Genomic DNA, 15,514 nt, shown 5'->3' with positions numbered 1-15,514 from the left:
GGTCAGGCCTTGCGCTTCACTTCGCCGTTCTGCGCCACCAGGCAGGCGGCGACGATGTCGTCGTTCAGGTCCACCGTGACCTGCCCGTCCTTGGGCAGGATCAGCTTGAGGAAATCGAGCACGTTGCGCGCGTACAGCGCCGAGGCGTCGGCGGCCACCAGCGCCGGCAGGTTGGTCTCGCCCACCAGCGTGACGCCGTGGCGCTGCACCGTCTGGCCGGGCTCGGTGAGCGGGCAGTTGCCGCCCTGCGGCGCGGCCAGGTCGACGATGACCGAGCCGGGCTTCATCGACCTGACCATCTCCTCCGTCACCAGCACCGGCGCCGGCCGCCCCGGAATGAGCGCGGTGGTGATCACGATGTCGGCCTGGGCGACGCGCTTGGCCACTTCGGCCTTCTGGCGCTCCAGCCAGCCCGGCGGCATCGGCCGCGCGTAGCCGCCCACGCCTTCGGCCGCCTCGCGCTCCTCCTGCGTCTCGTAGGGCACGTCGATGAACTTGGCGCCCAGCGACTCGACCTGCTCCTTCACCGACGGCCGCACGTCGGACGCCTCGATCACGGCGCCCAGCCGCTTGGCGGTGGCGATGGCCTGCAGGCCCGCGACGCCGACGCCCAGCACCACCACCCGCGCGGCCTTCACCGTGCCGGCGGCGGTCATCAGCATGGGGAAGAAGCGCTGGTAGCGTTCGGCCGCGATGACCACGGCCTTGTAGCCGGCGATGTTGGCCTGCGAGGAGAGCACGTCCATGCTCTGGGCGCGCGTCGTGCGCGGCGCCGCCTCCAGTGCGAACGCGGTCACGCCCGCGGCGGCCAGCCGCTGCAGGCCGGCGGCGTCGAAGGGGTTGAGCATGCCCACCAGCGTGGCGCCGGGCTTGATGGCCGGCAGTTCGCCTTCCTGCGGGGCGCGCACCTTGAGCACGAGGTCGCAGCCGAGCGCGCCGGCCTGGTCGGTGATCTCCGCGCCGGCGGCCAGATAGGCCTCGTCGGTCGCGCTCGCCGCCAGTCCCGCCGCCGAGGCCACGCGGACCGTGTGCCCCTGGGCCTTGAGTTTCTTGGCCGTCTCGGGGGTCACGGCGACCCGGGTTTCACCCGCCAGGGTCTCGGCCGGCACGCCAATCTGCATGGAGTGTCTCCTCGTGCGACGTCGTTGTAAGAGTTCGTTGGAGCTTACCTGAACTCAGCGCGGGCGCATTGGAAATCCGCGCCCCCGTCCCCACCTGCTGCGCTCCGTCGCTCGCCCTCCCGATGCCGTGCCCCTGTTCGTCCTGTCCGCGCTGCTGCACCTGCTGATCGGCCTGCGCCTCGTGCCGGCCCTGCCGCCGGCCGGCGCGATCGCGCTCGGCGCCTGGCTGCTCGCGTCCGCCGCCCTGGTCCCCCTGGGGCTCACGGCGCGCCGCTACCTCCGGCCGCCGCGCTCGGACCGGCTCGCCGCGGCGGGGCTGTTCGCGCTCGGGTTGTTCTCGTCGCTGTTCGTGCTGACCCTGGCGCGCGACCTCGTGCTGCTGGCGGCCTGGGTCGGCGGCGCGGCGGCGGACCTGGCGCGCCCCAGCGCCGTCGCGGTGCCCCTGCTGGCCGCCGCCGTCACCCTGCTCGGGCTGCTCAACACCCGGCGCACCGCGCGGGTCAAGCACGTGGACGTGCCGATCGTCGGCCTGCCGGCGTCCCTGCACGGCTTCACCATCGCCCAGATCACCGACCTGCATGTGGGCCCGACCATCCGCGCCGGCTACATCCAGCGCATCGTGGACCGCGTCAACCAGCTCGAGGCCGATGCGGTCGCGATCACCGGCGACCTGGTCGATGGCCCGGTGCCCGAGCTCGGCCCGCACGTCGCGCCGCTGTCCGCGCTGCGCTCGCGGCACGGCAGCTTCTTCGTGACCGGCAACCACGAGTACTACTCAGGCGCCGCGCCGTGGGTGGCCGAAGTGCGGCGCCTGGGCATCCGCGTGCTGCTCAACGAGCATGTGGTGATCGAGCGCGAGGGGGCCCGGCTGGTGCTGGCCGGCGTGCCCGACTTCACCGCGCATCATTTCGACGCCACGCATGCGAGCGATCCGGCGGCGGCGCTGGCGGGCGCGCCCGCCGACGCGGCCGCGCGCGTGCTGCTGGCCCATCAGCCGCGCAGCGCCGCCGCGGCCGAGCTGGCCGGCTTCGACCTGCAGATCTCGGGCCACACGCACGGCGGCCAGTTCCTGCCCTGGGTCTTCTTCGTCCGCTTCCAGCAGCCCTTCACGGCCGGGTTGCACCGCCTGGGGCGGCTGTGGGTCTACGTCAGCCGCGGAACAGGTTACTGGGGTCCGCCCAAGCGCCTGGGCGCGCCGTCGGAGATCACGCGGTTGAGGCTGGTGGCCGGTTGAGCGGCCGATCCGCTGGGCTGGCAGCGGTCCTACACCGAGGCAAGGATCCGTCCCACGCGGATGAGCTGGCCGGGAATCGAAAACTGCCCGGATGCCACGCCCAGCATTTCTCTCCTCCCCCCTCACGGGCGCCCGCGCCAACGGCGTCTGCTACCTTGGCGCGGCGCGGTCCCGCCGCAAGTTCGAGCTCTATTACCCCGACGGCTTCCAGGACGAGACCTATCTGATCGCGGAGCGGGCCTACAAGGAACGCGCCCACGTGGAGTGGCAGGCCGAACTGGGTCCGGCCGAATTCCGCAAGCTGCTGGCCCGGGGCGAGTTCCGCCAGATCGCCGACATCGCGATCCGGATCGAGTCGCGCACCAACCTGCTGTTCTCGTTCGAGAAGATGGCGCTGCGCGATGCGCTGCGCACGCCCGCCGGCGCGCGGCTGTTCGCCCACGAGCTGTACGCCTTCCTGCACGGCCGCGGCTCGATGCAGCGCCGCTTCGAGGACTGGGTGCAGGCCGTGGCCGACCTGCCGCAGCCGCGCGGCAAGGTCATGACCTGGCCGGTGGTGACGGTGTTCGGCTTCATCGCCCGCCCCGACAAGCACCTGTTCCTCAAGCCGCGCGTGACGCGCAAGGCCGCGCGCGCCTACGGCTTCGATTTCGGCTACCGCCCGGAGCCGTCCTGGCCGGTCTACCACGGGCTGCTGACCTTCGGCGCGATCATCCGCCGCGACCTCGACCGGCGCCCGGGCCTGCGCGCGCGCGACATGATCGACGTGCAGTCCTTCATCTGGGTCCAGGGCTCGGACGAGTACGACGCCTGAACGGCGTCGCCCCGGCGCCGCTTCTTCCAAGTCCCGCGGCTGCGGCCGCGAGCGCCCGGCGGACGGCAGGGGACACGACGACGCCTCGCCTGCGGCGGCCGCCCGCGCGGCCCACCGACCCCGCCGCGCCGACCATAATCCGCCGCCATGACCAAGCGCTGGAAACCGAGCGTCACCGTCGCCGCGATCGTCGAGCGCGACGGGCGCTTCCTGCTCGTCGAGGAAGAGACGCGCGAGGGCCTGAAGCTCAACAACCCGGCCGGCCATCTCGATCCGGGCGAGTCGCCCGTGCAGGCCTGCGCGCGCGAGACGCTCGAGGAGACGGCCTTCCACTTCGAGCCCACGCACCTGGTGGGCGTGTACCTGTCGCGGGTGCGCAAGCCCGGCGACGACTTCACCTACCTGCGCTTCGCGTTCTGCGGCCGCCTCGGCCGGGAGGAACCCGGGCGCGCGCTGGACGCCGGCATCGTGCGCGCCCTGTGGATGACGCCGCAGGAGATCCGCGCCAGTCGCGAGCGCCACCGCAGCCCCTTGCTGCTGCGCTGCGTGGAGGACCACCTGGCCGGCGCGCGCTACCCGCTGGAGATCCTCACCACCGACCCCAGCGTCTACGCGCCGGGCTGAGGCCGGGTGGCCCCAGCGGGGCGCGGGCATGCGGGGCCCGGGATAATCGAGCCCATGGGCAGCAGCAAGCGCGTGGTGGTCGGCTTGAGCGGGGGCGTGGACTCCGCGGTCAGCGCCTGGCTGCTCAAGCAGCAAGGCTGGGACGTCGTCGGCATCTTCATGAAGAACTGGGAAGACGACGATGACGACGAGTTCTGCTCGTCGCGCCAGGACTTCATCGACGCGGCCAGCGTGGCCGACGTGATCGGCATCCCGATCGAGCACGTGAACTTCGCGGCCGAGTACAAGGACCGCGTGTTCGCCGAGTTCCTGCGCGAGTACGAGGCCGGCCGCACGCCCAACCCGGACGTGCTGTGCAACGCCGAGATCAAGTTCAAGGCCTTCCTCGACCACGCCATGCGCCTGGGCGCCGAAAAAATCGCCACCGGTCACTACGCCCGGGTGCGCGAGCGCGACGGCCGCTTCGAGCTGCTCAAGGGCCTGGACGAGACCAAGGACCAGAGCTATTTCCTGCACCGCCTCACGCAGGCGCAGCTGGCCCGGTCGCTGTTCCCGGTCGGCGAGCTGCGCAAGACCGAGGTGCGGCGCCTGGCCACCGAGATCGGGCTGCCCAACGCGAAGAAAAAGGACTCCACCGGCATCTGCTTCATCGGCGAGCGGCCGTTCCGCGAGTTCCTCAACCGCTACATCCGCAAGGAGCCGGGGCCGATCCGGGACGAGCGCGGCCGCGTCATCGGCGAGCACCAGGGCCTGTCGTTCTACACGCTGGGCCAGCGGCAGGGACTGGGCATCGGCGGCATCAAGGCCAAGGGCGCGCAACGCGGCGGCGGCGAGCATGCGCCCTGGTTCGTGGCGCGCAAGGACGTGGCGACCAACACCCTGTGGGTGGTGCAGGGCCACGACCATCCGTGGCTGCTGTCGGGCGCGCTGGACGCGCAGGACGCCAGCTGGATCGCCGGCCTGCCGCCGGCCGAGGGCCGTTACGGCTCCAAGACGCGCTACCGCCAGGCCGATGCGCCCTGCGCGCTGGCGGCCGACGCCAACGGCGCCTTCCACCTGGACTTCCCGCAGCCGCAGTGGGCCGTGACACCCGGCCAGTCGGCCGTGCTGTACGACGGCGAGGTGTGCCTGGGCGGCGGCGTCATCGCGGCCGCGGCGAAGGCGCCTTCGGCCTGAGCGCGGGCGGCGGGCCTCAGGCCCGCGCCGGCCGCCGCGCCGGGGTCCGGCCGCCACGGGCCAGGTTGGCGGTGACCAGCGCCGCCGCCAGCGTGACCAGCCACGAGAAGTACACCCACAGCAGGAACGCCAGCAGCGGCGCGAACGCGCCGTAGACCGTCCGGTACGTCGGCACCTTGAGCAGATACAGCGCGAAGCCGCGCTTGCCGAGCTCGAAGGCGATGGCCGCCAGCAGGCCGCCGGCGATGGCATCGCGCCGCCGCACCGGGGCATTCGGCACGAAGTGGAACAGGGCGGCAAAGCCCACCGCCCCCAGCAGCACCGGCACCAGGGACAGCACGAAGGCGGCCGCCGGCGGCAGGCTCCTGAGCAGGCCGTCCGAGGCGGCCTGCAGGGCCGAGCCGGCCCACAGGCTCGCGCCCAGCAGGGTGGGCCCGACCGCCAGCATCACCAGGTAGAGGCCCAGGCGGCGGGCGATGGGGCGCGCCTTGCGCACCTGCCAGATGCGGTTGAGCACGTTCTCGACCGCGTGGGCGGTGGCCAGCGCCGTGGCGACCAGGAACAGCGCGCCCAGCGGGGTCAGGCCGCCGGTGTTGGCGGTGAACCGCCCCACGTGCTGCAGCACGGTGCGTGACAGGTCCGCCGGCAGCAATCCGCTCAGGAGGTGCTGCTGGATGGCCTGCCCGGTGCGGCGCAGGAGGGGCACGCGCGTGAACAGCGCGAAGCCGACCGCCAGCAGCGGCACCAGCGACAGCACGGTGGTGAAGGTCAGGCTGCCGGCGACCTGCGCCAGGCGCTCCTCGCGGGCGCGCCGGATGGTGAGCGGAATCAGGCCGGGCATGGGATCCGGGGCCGGGGGGCGGGCGCGCGGGGCGCGGCGTGGCCGGTCAGGCGGCGATCCGGCACCGGCCGGTCGCGCCGGCCTGGCGGGGCCGCACCGGCGCGACCGCCATGGCCCTGGGGACGGCGGGCGTCAGAACGGGATGTCGTCGTCCATGTCGTCGAAGCCCGACGACGGCTTGCTGGCCGGACGCTGCGCGGCCGGTGCGGGGGCGCGCGACGGCGGGGCGGCGCGGCGCGGCGCGCTGTCGTAGCCGCCGTCGTCGTCCGGGCCGGCCGAGCCGCCGCCCATGCCCTCGCGCTTGCCGAGCATCTTCATCTCGTCGGCGCGGATCTCGGTGGTGTACTTCTCGACCCCGCTCTGGTCGGTCCACTTGCGGGTGCGCAGGCTGCCTTCGACGTAGACCTGCGAGCCCTTGCGCAGGTACTCGCCGGCGATCTCGGCCAGGCGGTCGTTGAAGACGACCCGGTGCCACTCGGTGGCTTCCTTCATCTCGCCGGTCTGCTTGTCCTTCCAGCGCTCGGAGGTGGCGATGGTGACGTTGCAGACCCGCCCGCCGCTGGGGAAGGTGCGCATTTCGGGATCCTTCCCGAGATTGCCGACGATGATGACCTTGTTGACGGATGCCATGGCGCGGTTCCTCTGATGTTGGGGCGATTATGTCGCCTGGGCCTCGTCGGCCAACAGGTCCTCGGGCGTCTGCGAGCGCCCCGGGGCCCGCATCGGCCAGGCCACCAGCAGCCACAGCAGCATCAGCGCCGCGCAGGTGGCGAACAGGCCCGTCACCCCAACGTGCTTGGTCAGCCAGCCGCCGACCGCCCCGCCGGCAAAGAAACCCAGCGATTGGAGGGTGTTGTAGACCCCCAGCGCCGCCCCGCGGGCCTGCGGCGGCGCGATGCGCGAGGCCAGGCTCGGCTGCGTCGCCTCCAGCACGTTGAAGCCGCAGAAGAACAGGAACAGCAGCGTCGCCAGCACCCCGACGCCGGGGTGGCCGGCCGTCGCCAGCAGGGCCAGCTGCACGGCGCCCACCAGGCCGATCGCGACCAGGAACACCGCGCGCAGGTAGCCGCGCCGCTCCAGCGGGAACAGCGTGCCGCCCATGACGACGAACGACGCCAGCACGGCCGGCAGGTAGACCACCCAGTGGCGGTCCTTGGGCAGGCCGGCGTCCACCAGCAGCGCGGGCACCGCCATCCACATGGCCAGCTGCACCGCGTGCAGCACGAACACGCCCACGTTCAGCCGCAGCAGCGGCGCATGGCGCAGCACGTCGCGCAGGCGCCCGCGCGGCACGTTGCGGTGCACCACGGGCTCGGGCGGGGCGCCCCACAGCACCACCGCGATGCAGCCCAGGGCCAGCAGGCCGGTGGCCGCGAACAGCCCGGACAGGCCGATGTGGGCCGCCGCCGCCGGCGCCACCACCAGCGACAGGGCGAACATCAGGCCGATGCTGGCGCCCACCAGCGCCATCGCCTTGGTGCGCACCTCGTCGCGCGTCAGGTCGGCCAGCAGCGCCGTGACGGCGGCCGAGACGGCGCCGGCGCCCTGCAGGGCCCGGCCGATCGCCAGCCCGTGCAGCGTGCCGGCGAACGAGGCCAGGAAACTGCCGGCGGCGAACACCAGCAGGCCCAGCACGATCACCCGCTTGCGGCCGAACCGGTCCGACGCCAGGCCGAAGGGGAACTGCAGCACGCCCTGGGTGAGCCCGTAGATGCCCATCGCCAGGCCCACCAGCGCCGGATCGTCGCCGCCCGGATAGCGCCGCGCCTCCAGCGCGAACACCGGCAGCACCAGGAACAGCCCCAGCATGCGGGCGGCGAAAACGGCGGCCAGCGCCCCGCTCGCCTGGCGTTCGAGGGGCGTCATGGACGAGTCTGGCAAGGGAGAGGTAGGGCCGGAAGGCGGGGCCACGGGCAGGCGAGCAGGACCGGAAAGCGGCCGATTGTCCGTCATCCGGATGGCCGAGCTGGACGCGGGGTCGGCGCCGGGCCGGCCAGGCGCGGCCACCGTGGGCTGGCGCGACCGGGCGGGTGGCACCGGCCGCACGTGCCGGGCTATCATGTCCGGTTCCCCGCCAGGCCCCTTCCCAGACGTGAATTCCTCCCGCGACGGCAAGCTCCCCGAGACCGACGAAGGCCGGTACCTCGGCCGCTCCCTGGAGGCGCAGCGCATCGCGATCCGCGGCGCGCGCACGCACAACCTGAAGAACATCGACCTGGACCTGCCGCGCAACCGGCTGGTGGTGATCACCGGCCTGTCCGGCTCGGGCAAGTCGTCGCTGGCCTTCGACACGCTGTATGCCGAGGGGCAGCGGCGCTACGTCGAGAGCCTGTCGGCGTACGCGCGCCAGTTCCTGCAGCTGATGGACAAGCCGGACGTGGACCTGATCGAGGGCCTGTCGCCGGCGATCTCGATCGAGCAGAAGGCCACCAGCCACAACCCACGCTCGACCGTGGGCACGGTGACCGAGATCCACGACTACCTGCGGCTGCTGTTCGCCCGCGCCGGCACGCCCTACTGCCCCACGCACGACATCCCGCTCACCTCGCAGACCGTCTCGCAGATGGTGGATGCGGTGCTGGCGCTGCCCGCCGACACGCGGCTGATGGTGCTGGCGCCGATCGCGCGCGAGCGCAAGGGCGAGTTCGAGGACGTGTTCGCGCAGATGCAGGCCCAGGGCTACATCCGCTTTCGCATCAACGGCAAGAACCACGAGGCCGACCAGCTGCCCAAGCTGAAGAAGACCGAGAAGCACGACATCGACGTCGTGATCGACCGGCTCAAGGTGCGCCCCGACGTGCAGCAGCGCCTGGCCGAGAGCTTCGAGGCCGCGCTGCGGCTGGCCGAGGGCCGGGCCGTCGCGCTGGAGATGGACAGCGGCCAGGAGCACCTGTTCAACGCCCGGTTCGCCTGCCCGATCTGCCACTACTCGATCAGCGAGCTGGAGCCGCGGCTGTTCTCGTTCAACTCGCCGGTGGGCGCCTGCCCGTCCTGCGACGGCCTGGGCCACCTGGAGATCTTCGATCCGCAGCGGGTGGTGGCGTTTCCCTCGCTGTCGCTCGCCTCGGGCGCCATCAAGGGCTGGGACCGGCGCAATCCCTATTACTTCAGCCTGCTCGAGAGCGTGGCGAAGCACTACAAGTTCAGCGTCGACGAGCCGTTCGAGCAGCTGGCCGCGCCGCTGCAGGCCGCGGTGCTGCGCGGCTCGGGCGAGGAGGAGATCCGCTTCCAGTACGTGATGGAGTCGGGCGCCTCCGCCGGCAAGAAGGTCACCAGGAAGCATCCGTGGGAGGGCGTGATCCCGAACATGGTGCGGCGCTGGCGCGAGACCGACTCGGCCGCCGTGCGCGAGGAGCTGGCCCGCTACCGCGCCATGCAGCCCTGCCCCGACTGCGGCGGCACGCGCCTGCGCACCGAGGCGCGGCACGTGCGCGTGGGCGCCGGCGAGCAGGCCCGCACCATCTACGAGATCGGCCGCGCCACGCTGCGCGAGTGCCTGCAGTACTTCGAGCAGCTGCACCTGACCGGCGCCAAGGCCGAGATCGCCGACAAGGTGGTGCGCGAGGTCGCGGCGCGGCTGAAGTTCCTCAACGACGTCGGCCTGAACTACCTCAGCCTCGAGCGCAGCGCCGAGACGCTGTCGGGCGGCGAGGCGCAGCGCATCCGCCTGGCCAGCCAGATCGGCTCGGGCCTGACCGGCGTGATGTACGTGCTCGACGAGCCCAGCATCGGCCTGCACCAGCGCGACAACGACCGGCTGATCGCCACCCTGAAGCACCTGCGCGACATCGGCAACAGCGTGCTGGTGGTCGAGCACGACGAGGACATGGTCCGCGCCGCCGACCACGTGGTCGACATGGGCCCGGGGGCCGGCATCCACGGCGGCCGGGTGATGGCGCAGGGCACGCCCGCCGACATCGAGGCCAGCGAGGACTCGCTCACCGGCAAGTACCTGTCGGGCCGGTTGACCATCGCCGTGCCGAAGCAGCGCACGCCCTGGCTGCCCCTCGAGGGCGGCAAGCCGGGCGAGGTGCAGCGATTGCGCATCACGGGCGCGCGCGGCAACAACCTGAAGGACGTCGCCGTCGACGTCCCGGTGGGCCTGCTCACCTGCGTGACGGGCGTGTCCGGCTCGGGCAAGTCGACGCTGGTCAACGACACGCTGTACGCGGCGGTGGCGCGCACGCTGTACCGCGCGCACGAGGAGCCCGCGCCGCACGACGAGATCGACGGCATCGAGCACTTCGACAAGGTGATCAACGTCGACCAGTCGCCGATCGGCCGCACGCCGCGCAGCAATCCGGCCACCTACACCGGCCTGTTCACGCCGATCCGCGAGCTGATGGCCGAGACCTCCACCGCCAAGGAACGCGGCTACGGCCCGGGGCGCTTCTCGTTCAACGTCGCCGGCGGCCGCTGCGAGGCCTGCCAGGGCGACGGCGTGGTCAAGGTGGAGATGCACTTCCTGCCCGACGTGTACGTGCCGTGCGACGTCTGCCGGGGCCAGCGCTACAACCGCGAGACCCTCGAGGTGCAGTGGAAGGGCCGCAACATCGCGCAGATCCTGGACCTGACCGTCGAGGACGCCCACGAATTCCTCAAGCCCGTGCCGGCCATCGCGCGCAAGCTGCAGACGCTGCTGGACGTGGGCCTGTCGTACGTCAAGCTCGGCCAGGCGGCCACCACGCTGTCGGGCGGCGAGGCGCAGCGCGTGAAGCTGGCGCTGGAGCTGTCCAAGCGCGACACCGGGCGCACGCTGTACATCCTGGACGAGCCGACCACCGGGCTGCACTTCGCCGACACCGACCTGCTGCTGAAGGTGCTGCACCAGCTGCGCGATGCCGGCAACACGATCGTGATCATCGAGCACAACCTGGACGTGATCAAAACCGCCGACTGGGTGATCGACATGGGCCCCGAAGGCGGCGCCGGCGGCGGCACGGTGGTGGCGGCCGGCACGCCGGAGCAGGTGGCGGCCAACCCGGCCAGCCACACGGGCAAGTACCTCAGCCGGCTGCTGTGACCGGCGGCCCGGGCCGGTCGCGGTCGAAGGCCGGCCGCGCCCGCCCCCCTGCATCGCGACGGCGACCTACAGGCGCACGCAGCGCGGCACGGTAGCGTCGTCGGCCAGGAAAGGATCCCCCATGGCCGACACCACCACCGACCGCATCGACGTCAACGACCCTGCCGCCGCCGAGCAGTGGGCGCGCAAGCTGGACGCCACGCCCGAGGAACTGAAGGAAGCCGTGCGCGCCGTCGGCGACAACCCGTCCGACGTCGAGGCGCACCTCAAGGGCGTGCGCACGACGACCAACGCGGACCGGGTGAAGGAAGCACTGAAGAAGGGCTGACCGGGCCTTCGCGGTCTTGACCCGCGAGCCCCGCGGCGCGTGAGGCGCCACTTTGGGCGCCGGCTTCCGCCGGGATCGCGCCGGTCAGGCGCGCGCGGCGTTCAGCGCGGCGCGCGTCGTCTCCGCCTCGCGCCGCGCGGCATCGGCGAAGTCGGCGCCGCCGGACGCATAGAGGATCGCGCGCGACGAGCTCACCACGATCGGTGCATCGGCCCGCCAGCCGGCCCGCACGGTGGCCTGCGCGTCGCCGCCCTGGGCGCCGACGCCCGGGATCAGCAGCGGCACCGTGGGCGCCAGGGCGCGCACCCGCTCGATCTCGGCCGGGTAGGTCGCGCCCACCACCAGCCCGAGCTGGCCGTTCACGTTCCACGGCCCCTGCGCCAGCCGCGCCACGTGCTCGTACAGCAGCGGCGTGCCGTCCACCGAGGCCAGGCGCTGGTTCTGCAGGTCGTCGCCGCCCGGGTTGGACGTGCGGCACAGCAGGAAGGCGCCCTTGCCCGGGTACTTCAGGTACGGCTGCACGGAGTCGAACCCCATGAAGGGCGACAGCGTCACCGCGTCGGCGCCGTAGCGCTCGAACGCCTCGACCGCGTACTGCTCCGCGGTGGAGCCGATGTCGCCTCGCTTGGCGTCCAGGATCACCGGCACGTGCGGCGCGACGCGCCGGATGTGGGCGATCAGGCGCTCCAGCTGCGCCTCGGCGCGGTGGGCGGCGAAGTAGGCGATCTGCGGCTTGAAGGCCATGGCCAGGTCCGCGGTGGCGTCCACGATGCGGGCGCAGAATTCGTGGATGCGCGAGGCGTCGCCGCGCATCGACTCGGGAAAGCGCCGGGGCTCGGGGTCCAGCCCCACGCACAGCATCGACGCGTTGCGCTGTTGCGCGTCGTGCAGCATCTCCACGAAAGTCATGGGCATCGATTGTAGGGATCGACCACAATCCGCCCCCATGCACCGCCTCAGCCGCCAGCAGCTCGTCCTCCTCGTCCTCCTGACGCTGGTGTGGGGCCTGAACTGGCCGGTGATGAAGCTGGGCGTGACCGACTACCCCCCGCTCACCTTCCGCGCCCTGTCGATCTGGCTCGGGCTGCCGGTGCTGGCGCTGGCCCTGGTGGTGCTGAAGGTGCCGTTCACGATCCCGCGCCGCGACTGGCCGCAGCTGCTCTGGCTGGCCGCGACCAACATGTTCGTCTGGCACGCCTGCATCATCCTGGCGGTGCGCACGCTCTCCAGCGGCCGGGCGGCGATCCTGGGCTACACGATGCCGATCTTCTCGGCGCTGCTGGGCGCCCTGTTCTTTGCCACGCCGCTGCACCGCCGGGCCTGGATCGGCGTCGGGGCGGCGGCGCTGGGCGTCGCGCTGCTGCTGTGGCACGAGCTCACGCAACTGGCCGGGCGGCCGGTGGGCGTGGTGCTGGCGCTCATCGCCGCCGCCACCTGGGCGCTGGGTACGCAGCAGCTGCGGCGCACCACCATCGACCGGCCCACGCTCACGCTGTCGTTCTGGATGACGGCGCTGACCGCCGTCGTGATGTCGGTGCTGTCGCTGCTGTTCGAGCGCTCGCAGTGGGCGCTGCCGGGGCCGGCCGCGTCGGGGGCCATCGCGTTCAATGCCGTGCTGATCTTCGGCTTCGCGCACGCGGCCTGGTTCTTCCTGGCGCGCTCGCTGCCGCCGCTGGCTTCGACGCTCAGCGTGATGTTCATCCCGGTGCTGGGGGTGTTCGCCGGCGCGGTGTGGCTCAAGGAAGCCCTGCACTGGCAGGACGGGGCCGCCGTGGCGCTGATGGTGGTGGCGATCGCGTCGGTGCTGTGGCCGGCGCGCGCGGGCCGCTAGCGGCGCCTCAGCGCCCCGCCACCGCCTGCTGGTACAGGCCCCGCACCTTGGGGATGTTGTCGCGCAGGCGCGCCAGCCGGTCGGGCCCGTTCGGGTGCGTCGACAGCCAGCCGGGGCCGCCGTTGCCGCCCGCCACGCGGCCCATCTTCTCCCACAGGCTGACGGCCGCATCGGGCAGGAAGCCCGCGCGCGCGCCGATCTCCAGCCCGATCAGGTCGGCCTCGGTCTCGTCCTCGCGCGAGAAGCGCAGCGTGATCAGCTGGGTGCCGATGTCGGCGCCCAGCTGGCCGAGCTGGCCCAGGCCGAACAGCTGCGCACCGAGCTGCAGCAGCGCGCCCGTGCCCTGCTCCTTGGCCACGCGGGCGCGGGCATGCTCGCGCAGGGCGTGGGCCATCTCGTGGCCCATGACCATCGCGGCCTCGTCCTCGGTGAGCTTGAGCTGCTCGAGCAGGCCGGAGAAGAAGGCGATCTTGCCGCCGGGCATGCAGAAGGCGTTGATGTCCTTGCTGCCGATCAGGTTCACTTCCCAGCGCCAGCTCCGCGCGCGGTCGTTGAAGCGCAGGCCCTGCGGGATCATGCGCTGGGCGATGCCGCGCAGCTTCTGCAGCGAAGGATGGTTCTCGGGGGCCAGCGCGCCCTGCTGGCGCGCCTTGGCCAGCAGCTGCGAGTACTGCTGCGCGGACGCGGCCTCGATCTCGTCGGCGGGCACCAGGCCGCGCATCTTGGACGGCGGCCCCACGTCCACCTGCGCCAGGGCGGGGGTGACGGCGGCCGCGCCCGCAAGCGCGAGGAACCCGCGGCGCGGCATCCACGGGGACGACTTGGCGTAGCACTGCTGGCACATGCGTCCGATCATAGAAGGGGGCGGCCGAGCAACTGTCGGACAAGACCCCCGGCGCGGCTCGGACCGCCGCCAACGCCTCAGTCGTCCAGCACGGGGGCGTCGGGGTCGACTTCCAGCGCGCGGATCGGCCGCCGCAGCCACCACAGCATGGCCAGCGCCGGCGCGGCCAGCACGGTGGACAGGATGAAGAACGGCGGCCAGCCGATCGACTCGGCCACCACGCCGGCCAGCGGGCCGACCCACACGCGGCCGACCGAGGCGAAGGCCGAAAGCAGCGCGAACTGGGTGGCGGTGAAGCGCTGGTTGCACAGGCTCATGAGGAAGGCCAGGAACGCCGCCGTGCCCATGCCGCCGGTGACGTTCTCCAGCGCCACCACCAACAGCAGCCCGCCGTCGACGTCGGCCGCGTGCGCGAGCTTGACGAACCCCCAGTCGAACGCCGGGATCACCACGCCGGGAATCAGGCCCTTGCCGCTGACGGCCAGCCACCAGAAGCCCAGGTTGCTCAGCATCTGCAGCAGCCCGAACAGCAGCAGCGCGCGCCACAGTCCCAGCCGGATCATCAGCGCCCCGCCCAGCAGCGCGCCCAGGATCGTGAGCCACAGGCCGATGATCTTGTTGACCACCCCGACTTCGGCCGTCGTGTACTGCATCGCCTGCAGCAGGAACGGCGTCATCAGCGAGCCGGCGAAGGCGTCGCCCAGCTTGTACAGGACGATCAGCACCAGGAACGCCGCCGCGCCCGGCTGGGCGAAATAGCTGCGCAGGCCGCCCAGCAGGGTCTCGAACCGCGCCTTGCGCGCGGCGAACGCCGCCAGCGGCAGCGTGACCGCGATGCCCAGCAGCAGCGCGACCAGGTCGATCCACTTTTGCTGCAGCGGCGTCGGCGCGCCAGCCAGGAAGGGCGCCGCCAGCAGGCGCGCGGTGCCGGGGGCGAAGCGCTCGCTCAGGAGGAAGCCGGCGGCAACGGCCAGCAGCACGGCGCCGAAGCCCAGGACGTCGTGGCGCGGCACCGTGCGCGGCACGTCGACGGCCGGCAGCCGCGGCAGCAGCACCACGCTCAGGACCGCCGCGCCCACCATGATCCAGCCCATGAAGCCGTAGACCTGCGGCCAGCTCCAGTCGCCGCCCTGCGTGGGGTCGACCCAGATGAAGGCGATGCCGCCGGACAGGATCATCGCCATCCGGTAGCCCATGACGTTGAGCGAGGAGCCCAGGCCGCGCTCCTGCGCATGCAGCAGGTCGGTGCGGTAGGCGTCGTTGACGACGTCCTGCGACGCCGACAGGAAGGCCACCAGCACCGCCAGCAGCGCGAAGCTGCGGGTGGCGGCCGAGGGCGACACGCCGGCCATCCACCACAGCGCGCCGGCCAGCAGCAGCTGCGTGAGCACCAGCCAGCCGCGCCGGCGCCCGAGCCACGGCAGCTCGAAGCGGTCCATGAGCGGGGCCCACAGGAACTTGAAGGTGTAGGGCAGCCCGACGATGCTGAGCATGCCGATGGTGGCCACGTCCACCTTCTCCGCGGTGAGCCAGGCCTGCATCGCCTGGCCGGTCAGCGCCAGCGGCAGGCCGGAGGCGAAGCCGAGCACCGCGACGACCACCAGCCGGTGCAGCGCCCCCATGTCGAATCGGCGGGCGGCACGCTGGGAGACATCGGTCATGCGTGGATTCTAGGCAG

14 protein-coding genes are annotated in these 15,514 nt (G+C 72.3%); 7 read left to right on the top strand and 7 right to left on the bottom strand.

The genetic code is table 11. The features are described from left to right. Positions 1-2: 2 nt before the first annotated feature. Positions 3-1,121 (bottom strand): Re/Si-specific NAD(P)(+) transhydrogenase subunit alpha, encoded by a 1,119-nt coding sequence (locus tag AC3ANR_RS02140; RefSeq protein WP_488290235.1) that lies wholly within the window; start codon positions 1,119-1,121, stop codon positions 3-5. Positions 1,122-1,248: 127 nt separating this feature from the next. Between AC3ANR_RS02140 and AC3ANR_RS02135 the strand changes: the two genes are divergently transcribed. The 4 genes from AC3ANR_RS02135 to mnmA all read left to right on the top strand — a co-directional run bounded on the left by AC3ANR_RS02135 (position 1,249) and on the right by mnmA (position 4,969). Further along, the gene (locus AC3ANR_RS02135) at positions 1,249-2,355 is read left to right on the top strand and encodes a metallophosphoesterase (RefSeq protein WP_488290234.1); all 1,107 of its coding nucleotides are present in this window, start codon (positions 1,249-1,251) and stop codon (positions 2,353-2,355) included. A gap of 91 nt (positions 2,356-2,446) precedes the next feature. Continuing rightward, entirely contained in the window at positions 2,447-3,169 is a 723-nt protein-coding gene (locus AC3ANR_RS02130; RefSeq protein WP_488290233.1) for a hypothetical protein, read from the top strand. Between the two features lie 147 nt (positions 3,170-3,316). After that, positions 3,317-3,793, top strand: a complete 477-nt coding sequence (locus AC3ANR_RS02125) for an NUDIX hydrolase (protein ID WP_488290232.1) — start codon at positions 3,317-3,319, stop codon at positions 3,791-3,793. 54 nt (positions 3,794-3,847) lie between these two features. After that, entirely contained in the window at positions 3,848-4,969 is a 1,122-nt protein-coding gene (gene mnmA, locus AC3ANR_RS02120; RefSeq protein ID WP_488290231.1) for a tRNA 2-thiouridine(34) synthase MnmA, read from the top strand. A gap of 16 nt (positions 4,970-4,985) precedes the next feature. Here mnmA and AC3ANR_RS02115 read toward each other — a convergent pair whose 3' ends face one another. From AC3ANR_RS02115 to AC3ANR_RS02105, 3 genes are all read right to left on the bottom strand, one after another. Beyond that, positions 4,986-5,810 carry a YihY family inner membrane protein gene (locus AC3ANR_RS02115; protein ID WP_488290230.1) on the bottom strand — a complete coding sequence of 275 codons (825 nt, stop codon included), beginning with the start codon at positions 5,808-5,810 and terminating at the stop codon, positions 4,986-4,988. Positions 5,811-5,942: 132 nt separating this feature from the next. After that, entirely contained in the window at positions 5,943-6,440 is a 498-nt protein-coding gene (gene ssb, locus AC3ANR_RS02110) for a single-stranded DNA-binding protein (protein ID WP_488290229.1), read from the bottom strand. A 27-nt stretch (positions 6,441-6,467) separates the two neighbouring features. Then, positions 6,468-7,676: an MFS transporter gene (locus tag AC3ANR_RS02105; protein ID WP_488290228.1), complete on the bottom strand. Its 1,209-nt coding sequence runs from the start codon at positions 7,674-7,676 to the stop codon at positions 6,468-6,470. 193 nt (positions 7,677-7,869) lie between these two features. Here AC3ANR_RS02105 and uvrA point away from each other — a divergent pair, with 193 nt between their 5' ends. Beyond that, positions 7,870-10,833, top strand: a complete 2,964-nt coding sequence (uvrA, locus tag AC3ANR_RS02100; protein WP_488290227.1) for an excinuclease ABC subunit UvrA — start codon at positions 7,870-7,872, stop codon at positions 10,831-10,833. Between the two features lie 121 nt (positions 10,834-10,954). Further along, entirely contained in the window at positions 10,955-11,161 is a 207-nt protein-coding gene (locus AC3ANR_RS02095; RefSeq protein ID WP_488290226.1) for a DUF3606 domain-containing protein, read from the top strand. 84 nt (positions 11,162-11,245) lie between these two features. On the opposite strand, the gene pyrF is transcribed toward AC3ANR_RS02095, so the two are convergent. Further along, entirely contained in the window at positions 11,246-12,070 is an 825-nt protein-coding gene (pyrF, locus tag AC3ANR_RS02090; RefSeq protein ID WP_488290225.1) for an orotidine-5'-phosphate decarboxylase, read from the bottom strand. Positions 12,071-12,107: 37 nt separating this feature from the next. On the opposite strand from pyrF, the gene AC3ANR_RS02085 reads away from it, so the two are divergent. Continuing rightward, a complete protein-coding gene (locus AC3ANR_RS02085) occupies positions 12,108-12,992 on the top strand; it encodes a DMT family transporter (protein WP_488290224.1) in 885 nt (294 codons plus the stop codon). 7 nt (positions 12,993-12,999) lie between these two features. Here the strand turns inward: AC3ANR_RS02085 and AC3ANR_RS02080 are convergent, their stop codons facing one another. Together AC3ANR_RS02080 and AC3ANR_RS02075 are read right to left on the bottom strand one after the other, a co-directional pair. Continuing rightward, entirely contained in the window at positions 13,000-13,836 is an 837-nt protein-coding gene (locus tag AC3ANR_RS02080; protein WP_488290223.1) for a M48 family metallopeptidase, read from the bottom strand. 77 nt (positions 13,837-13,913) lie between these two features. After that, positions 13,914-15,497, bottom strand: coding sequence for an AmpG family muropeptide MFS transporter (locus AC3ANR_RS02075; protein ID WP_488290222.1), 1,584 nt, complete (start codon positions 15,495-15,497; stop codon positions 13,914-13,916). Positions 15,498-15,514 lie beyond the last annotated feature (17 nt).

It is taken from the genome of Ramlibacter sp. JJN2-2R (assembly GCF_057747835.1).
Note: the sequence above shows the minus strand (reverse complement) of the source record. Positions and strands in the feature narration are given on the sequence as shown.

Excerpts from the sequence above, each read along its gene's own strand:
- AC3ANR_RS02105 (WP_488290228.1), bottom strand. The coding sequence starts at position 7,676 with ATGACGCCCCTCGAACGCCAGGCGAGCGGGGCGCTGGCCGCCGTTTTC.
- AC3ANR_RS02095 (WP_488290226.1), top strand. The coding sequence starts at position 10,955 with ATGGCCGACACCACCACCGACCGCATCGACGTCAACGACCCTGCCGCC.
- AC3ANR_RS02085 (WP_488290224.1), top strand. The coding sequence starts at position 12,108 with ATGCACCGCCTCAGCCGCCAGCAGCTCGTCCTCCTCGTCCTCCTGACG.
- AC3ANR_RS02140 (WP_488290235.1), bottom strand. The coding sequence starts at position 1,121 with ATGCAGATTGGCGTGCCGGCCGAGACCCTGGCGGGTGAAACCCGGGTC.
- uvrA (WP_488290227.1), top strand. The coding sequence starts at position 7,870 with ATGTCCGGTTCCCCGCCAGGCCCCTTCCCAGACGTGAATTCCTCCCGC.
- AC3ANR_RS02115 (WP_488290230.1), bottom strand. The coding sequence starts at position 5,810 with ATGCCCGGCCTGATTCCGCTCACCATCCGGCGCGCCCGCGAGGAGCGC.
- AC3ANR_RS02080 (WP_488290223.1), bottom strand. The coding sequence starts at position 13,836 with ATGTGCCAGCAGTGCTACGCCAAGTCGTCCCCGTGGATGCCGCGCCGC.
- AC3ANR_RS02075 (WP_488290222.1), bottom strand. The coding sequence starts at position 15,497 with ATGACCGATGTCTCCCAGCGTGCCGCCCGCCGATTCGACATGGGGGCG.
- ssb (WP_488290229.1), bottom strand. The coding sequence starts at position 6,440 with ATGGCATCCGTCAACAAGGTCATCATCGTCGGCAATCTCGGGAAGGAT.
- pyrF (WP_488290225.1), bottom strand. The coding sequence starts at position 12,070 with ATGACTTTCGTGGAGATGCTGCACGACGCGCAACAGCGCAACGCGTCG.
- AC3ANR_RS02125 (WP_488290232.1), top strand. The coding sequence starts at position 3,317 with ATGACCAAGCGCTGGAAACCGAGCGTCACCGTCGCCGCGATCGTCGAG.
- mnmA (WP_488290231.1), top strand. The coding sequence starts at position 3,848 with ATGGGCAGCAGCAAGCGCGTGGTGGTCGGCTTGAGCGGGGGCGTGGAC.
- AC3ANR_RS02130 (WP_488290233.1), top strand. The coding sequence starts at position 2,447 with ATGCCACGCCCAGCATTTCTCTCCTCCCCCCTCACGGGCGCCCGCGCC.